General features: G+C 42.2%; 6 protein-coding genes. 3 read left to right on the top strand and 3 right to left on the bottom strand.

The genetic code is table 11. From position 1 onward, the window contains the following. Nucleotides 1-551 precede the first annotated feature (551 nt). Entirely contained in the window at nucleotides 552-707 is a 156-nt protein-coding gene (locus tag TY16_RS26390; protein WP_155922298.1) for a hypothetical protein, read from the top strand. 474 nt (nucleotides 708-1,181) lie between these two features. Here TY16_RS26390 and TY16_RS25425 read toward each other — a convergent pair whose 3' ends face one another. The 3 genes from TY16_RS25425 to TY16_RS21475 all read right to left on the bottom strand — a co-directional run bounded on the left by TY16_RS25425 (nucleotide 1,182) and on the right by TY16_RS21475 (nucleotide 3,117). After that, complete coding sequence (locus TY16_RS25425) at nucleotides 1,182-2,066, bottom strand: TlpA disulfide reductase family protein (RefSeq protein WP_231505661.1); 885 nt, start codon at nucleotides 2,064-2,066, stop codon at nucleotides 1,182-1,184. Between the two features lie 534 nt (nucleotides 2,067-2,600). Beyond that, nucleotides 2,601-2,756, bottom strand: coding sequence for a hypothetical protein (locus TY16_RS26715; protein WP_197028439.1), 156 nt, complete (start codon nucleotides 2,754-2,756; stop codon nucleotides 2,601-2,603). A gap of 10 nt (nucleotides 2,757-2,766) precedes the next feature. Continuing rightward, complete coding sequence (locus TY16_RS21475; RefSeq protein WP_081773162.1) at nucleotides 2,767-3,117, bottom strand: hypothetical protein; 351 nt, start codon at nucleotides 3,115-3,117, stop codon at nucleotides 2,767-2,769. Nucleotides 3,118-3,292: 175 nt separating this feature from the next. Here TY16_RS21475 and TY16_RS21470 point away from each other — a divergent pair, with 175 nt between their 5' ends. Beyond that, complete coding sequence (locus TY16_RS21470) at nucleotides 3,293-4,711, top strand: LysM peptidoglycan-binding domain-containing protein (RefSeq protein WP_043933801.1); 1,419 nt, start codon at nucleotides 3,293-3,295, stop codon at nucleotides 4,709-4,711. 310 nt (nucleotides 4,712-5,021) lie between these two features. Then, complete coding sequence (locus TY16_RS21465; RefSeq protein WP_043933800.1) at nucleotides 5,022-6,158, top strand: glycosyl hydrolase family 18 protein; 1,137 nt, start codon at nucleotides 5,022-5,024, stop codon at nucleotides 6,156-6,158. Nucleotides 6,159-6,179 lie beyond the last annotated feature (21 nt).

The raw sequence follows: 6,179 nt of genomic DNA, 5'->3' as shown, positions 1-6,179 counted from the left end.
TTTGGTTTGCGGGGAATGATGATTTACACTTCCCCCATTTGGCGGCCCAAATTGGTGTGCATCATCTGTAATTTTTGCCCCTTTTGAAAAATCGTCCTTCGTTTTCATTGTGGTTCCTCCTTTAAATTAAATTAACGGCTTACCGGCATCAGGAGAAAGATTTGCATCGCCTTTTCCTTTAATCATAACTTGATTCTCTTGACGTTTTTTCGTCCCTTGTTTCCTTTTATTCCTTTTGTCCGCCATCATTTTCACCTCAATACGGATTTACTTCTAGGGTCTCTCAAATTTTCATTAATATAAGGAAATTAGTTAGCAGTATCTCCCAAGGGACAATGGATAAAGTGAATCTTCCATCAGTGGGGGTTTTCCTCATCCCCCACTGATGGTTAGATGAACCAATCGGACCTTTACGGGCAGTTGGTCCCCCACCTATCTTCTTCAAGTCATCTGAATCTTGAGGTGGGGGTCTTACTGCCCGTTAAGAGTGGGATAAAAATGAGCCAGAGGCAGATACTGTTTCTGAAGAATATTTTGGCGAGGTGTTTATTTTGAGGAAAGAAAAAGGCAGACGTGATGAGGCTACCATTGCCCCTGGTATGGAAGATAATAAAGGCCTTGGAATAGAGGCATCTGAACAGGACATAAAAGAAGGAAATACAACGAATGTAACGATTGTTTCCCTGGATGAAGCAGATCCCAGCTAATGTAAAAACCCTGCAAGGCAGGGTTTTTTGATTTGTTTTATATAAAAAGCCGCCACTGAAGTTTCCAGTGGCAGCTATAATTTCGGATATAAATACATTATAACGCTCTAACTAACCTATACTCGAAGCACGGTAAATTGACCGCCACCGAATAATGTCTTTACATAATCTATCTTCACATCATTAAAATATGACTGGTCTCGTTCATTTACTAAAAATTCGATTCCTTCCTGCTCAGTAATTTCATCATTTTCTATAGCTGACTCCTCCAGAGTCAGACGAAGCTGAGGACCGCCTCAGCCAATGCCCATTGATAAGCGGATCAGCGGCTTTTTTCCCTCATTGATAATATCTTGTACTTCGCTGGTAATGGCTGAAATTGCAGTATGTGTAACTTTGACCATATTAGACCTCCGTATTCTTTTTTAGCAACGGTATCTCTAGATTAATTCGAAGCCCTTATATAAAATTTTATCAATTAACACTTTCTATTAATTGGTTCATCATATCTTTATCCATTGGCCCTACTATTTTCTTCCGGACAATTCCCTGGGAATCAATTAGATAACTGGTTGGAATGGTTACCGCTTGATATTGGTCGCCTATGTCTCCATCCTCATCGAGTAAAACAGGAAAAGTTACCTTTTTATCTTTTACGAATTCCTTTACGTTACCCTCATTTTTCTCTGTTGTGGTCAAATTAATCGCGAGAATCTCTACTTTGGTTTTGTCTGCTGTGTCATAAAAATCCTCCATATGCGGTATTTCGGCTTTACAAGGCGGACACCAGGTTGCCCAGAAATTCACAATGACCTTTTTTCCTCGCATATTAGACAGTTTAACGTCAGCACCATCTAACGTTTTTATCTGAAAATCAGGTGCTATATTTCCTTCCCGCAGCCCTACTACTGTTTTTGTTGTGGCTGTTTGTGCTTTAGGTATATCCTTATTTAGGATGAAATTCATTAAATATGACCCACTCATAGCTGCAATGGCAAAAACAAGTGTTGAATGCAAAATCATACGGTTAGGTAATTTTAGTTTCCTGGCTTTGAACCAGAAATACATGAACGCACCTAACGTTCCTAAAATGATTCCCCACGTTCCTCCGTGAAAATACAATAACGACATTGGACTCTCAATTATTAATTTCGGCTCAAAAAGCAGCAAACTGCCTTTCCAAATCAGAAGACCCAAAAATACACTGTTAAACGCCAAATCAAATAATCGTTTTCCAGTTTCGTTTTTTTGGGTACGCAGCAGCCATAGCTTCAGTAAAGTTAGACCGATTATAAAGGAAATTCCAAGAACAACCCATTTCGTCATAAAGGTAAAAGAACCAATTTGGATAACCTCCATTGCCGGCTCCCCCCTTCTCTGCAATAAAGTTAAAAATCAACTAAAGGTGCTATAAATCATGTAAATGACTCCTGCCAGGAGCCATAAAAACATTCCTGGTCATATTGGAAACGGTTGTTTAACCTGTTTTCCATGTTCAGAAACCTTTGTCCGGCTGATACTTCAATTACCAGTTGCGGCACAATCCTTCATTTGTTTTTCTTCTGCGGACATCATATAACCCCCTGATTTACTTTTTGTAAATCATTTTTACCCATATAGTGGCTAAAAAATATATTCTGATTTTAATTGACTTATAATTCACTTAAGGATAACTTTGATAAATAAAATAGTATACCCTCATGGGTATGTTGTCAACCAAATCATCTCAGAAGTATAGGCACCTTTATATCATCAGGTCCATGCACTTCCGCAAGTAATATAAAGTTTTAATTTTACACTTAAGGCAGCGCTAGCCGCTGCCCAAACCTCCCACTCTTCATCAAATACTCTTCAAATTATAAATATCATGCAATTTCATTTTCCTATAGGCCCTTAAGATAAGCCTTCATCCGTGTCGGTTAAATACTTGTTTTCAGTTTTAGCAAATTGGACAGACAACAGGCTTTCGTCGCTTTTAAGGCCATACAAATCCCTCTTATCATCCAAATCGATTTCATTCTCTTTAACTTGTTCTTCTTTTTTAACCATAAGTACTCCCTCACTCTCTATTACTTACATACTCCGCTTGATACGAATTTTCACCGGCATGAACTGACAATAGCGTATCCGCATACCCGACAAGCCTGTTTACCAGTTCATCGGCAATGGCATATACAAGCTGATGCTGCGATGGATCATATAGTCGGGGGTCATCTAAAATAATGGTCGTGTTTATGAATACATCGCGGTTTCCATAAAGGTTATAATGAATAATCATTTTCCCTGCCGCCCCGCCTGTTTGGACATCCTTATAACCTGGAAGGAAAACATACCATTCTTCAGCTGTCGCAGACCGGAAGTTCTTTGTAACCTTTAAGCCATCAATCAGCCTTTCAATTTCTCTAGCCATCTCATCACTCAGCGCAGAGTGGATTTTACTATTCTCCCCGGGCATTGACATCACCTCATTCATAGATTTTCCTTTTGAGTCGCTTTCTATGAATGTAAAGGCAGGAATACATCCCTCACACTATCCAAACTAGGCTCATATCCTATTTGTAGGTCTTTTAATGAGGGGGTACCCGATGATTATCCATGTTGTCGAGCGTGGTGAAGCGTTATGGCAGATAGCTCGCCGTTATCAAACATCTATACAAAGGATCACCGAAACAAACGGCCTTGAGGATCCTTCTCGGCTTGCAGTCGGCCAGGCGCTTATAATTCCTATAACGGACGTGCTTCATACCGTCCGGCGCGGGGAGGCGCTTTGGTCGATTTCCCAGCGCTATGGAGTTAGCATCAATGCAATTATTCAAGCAAATGCCATTACGGATCCCAACGTACTTTACCCTGGGATGGTTTTAAGAATACCGCCAATCCGTCATACGGTACGGGCTGGGGAAACTCTCTGGCAAATTGCCCAGCGCTACGGAACTACAGTGCCGCAAATTATCCGTTCAAACAATCTTGCCAATCCTAACGTTATTCAGATTGGGATGGTGCTTGTGATTCCGCGGCAAAAGACAGTGATTGAAACAAATGCTTTTACGTACCATTCGAACGAAAAAGCCGTCCAGCTTGTAAGCGAAGTTGCCCAGGACATGACGTATATTGCCCCTTTTGCATATGTCATACAGCCGGATGGTTCACTAGTCCTTTATATGCAGGATGATACTGATGCGATTCAGGCCGGTCTTTCTGAAGGTGCGCTGCCAATGATGTCGATTACTAATTTCACAGCAACTGAAGCCGGGGAGAATATCGCCCATGAAGTCCTTGCAAGTTCCGCCAACCGGGAGAAGCTCCTTGCAAATATTCTCGAAATTATGAAAAATAAGGGCTACCGGGGATTAAATATTGACTTTGAAAATGTCCTGCCAGCAGACAGGGAACTGTATAATCAGTTCCTGCAGCGAACAGTTGATTTGCTGCACCGTGAAGGATATTTTGTTTCCACCTCATTGGCTCCAAAAATAAGCGGCGAACAAAAGGGGTTGCTTTATGAAGCACATGATTATCCTGCCCATGGTAGGATTGCTGACTTTTCAGTGCTGATGACGTATGAATGGGGCTACAGACTCGGACCACCAATGGCCGTTTCGCCTCTGAACGAAATCCGGAGAGTACTCGATTACGCAGTCTCGGTTATGCCTCGGGATAAAATAATGATGGGATTCCAATTATACGCAAGGGATTGGATTCTTCCACATGAACAGGGGCAGGAAGCGGAAACATACAGCCCGCAGGAAGCGGTTAATAGGGCGATTCGCTATGGCGCAGCCATTCAATATGACCAGACAGCAGCTTCCCCTTATTTTTATTACAAAGATGAGCAGGGACGTCAGCATGTGGTCTGGTTCGAGGATGCAAGAAGCGCGCAGGCGAAATTTGATCTTGTAAAGGAATATAATTTACGCGGGATCAGTTATTGGGTACTTGGTTATCCATATCCCCAGAACTGGCTGCTGCTCGAAGATAACTTTACAATACGAAAACAGAGATAAGGCCAGTAGATGAATACTGGCTTTTTCATTGTTAAGTAAACTTTAAATTTCGCAACTGTGGATTACTTACTTTACCTAGCTCGTCTACGTCTAGCTCCAGCGCCTATCGCCAGCAAACTTCAGGCCTCCTCCCTACGATAAGTCATCATCGAATCGCTTGCGCTCTCCGTGATTCCCTTATCTCAGTCGAAGTCCCTCCATTTTGTACGGCGATGACCAAGGCGCTTCCGCTTTTATTCGCCTGATATTACCACAGCACCAACCTCCCTTTTTTGATAGAATGATAGAGCATAAAACTGGGAGGGGCGTCATGAAACTTTCACGCAAACTTGCATTTACTTTAATCATTCTCATTATCTTTGCGGGCGGATTCCTTGTTGGCTCAATTGTAACCTCATATAAGGCTTCACCGGATCCGAGTTATACCAATAATCCGGCTTCCGGTTCCTTAAAGGCTCTTCCAGGTAAAGTGGTGCCTAAAGCTGAAAAGGCTGTTATAGGATATGTACAGGATTTCCGTGACCCGAAAAACATAAATTACAAAGAATATACACATGTCATATTCTCGTTTGCCCATCCCTCTGCAGATGGAAAGGTTATAATGAACGGTGATTTAGCTTGGGACAACTTGAGAAAAACTGTTAAGCTTGCCAGGGAGGAAAACACAAAAGTCATGCTTGCTGTTGGCGGCTGGTACCACTTATCTGGCGGTGCTTCGTATCGATACTTTAAACAGGCAATCAGCCAGGAACCGTCGCGAACAAGGCTTGTGAATGAATTGCTTGCAATCGTCAATAAAGAACAACTTGATGGCATCGATATTGATTTTGAGCATCCGCGATCTGAGGAAGACGCACGAAACCTTACTGCATTTGCAAAGGAATTAAAGCTTAGGCTTGACCCGCTAAACAAAGAACTTTCAGTTGCTGTTTATTCGAAAATTAATGCCGCGACTGGTAAAGAAGTAAATTCTGTCGTCTTTAAGCCGGAGCTTTTCCTATACACTGACCGCATACATATTATGGCCTACGACGGGCAATGGGATGACGGCTATCACGCTGCGAACCTCGCTCCGTATGACTATGTTGAGACTATTGTTCATTATTGGTCCAGCTATTTTGATCGCCTCCGGCTTTCAAAGGAAAAGCTTGTCCTTGGTATCCCGGCCTATGCACAGCCTGAAGACCAAAATGCTAAACAGCTATCGTATGCCGCAATTGTAAAAAAAGATCCTCGTAATGCACAGACAGATTCTATTACTGTAAACGGGACAACTTATTTTTATAATGGGGAGCCAACTGTGGCAAAAAAGGCCGAACTTGCGTTTAAAAACGGGTTTGGCGGAATGATGCTTTGGGAGGCCGGACATGATAGCAGCGGTGACACTAGCCTTGCCGGGACAATAAATGATGTAATTAAACAAGATGGGCTAGTGACTAAGAATTAGGCACAAAAATAGGGAGAGCTT

It is taken from the genome of Bacillus sp. EB01 (genome assembly GCF_000613125.1).
In the GTDB taxonomy this organism is placed as follows: domain Bacteria; phylum Bacillota; class Bacilli; order Bacillales; family Cytobacillaceae; genus Bacillus_D.
The sequence above is the reverse complement of the archived record's forward strand: the minus strand, read 5'-3'. Positions and strand labels throughout refer to the sequence as shown.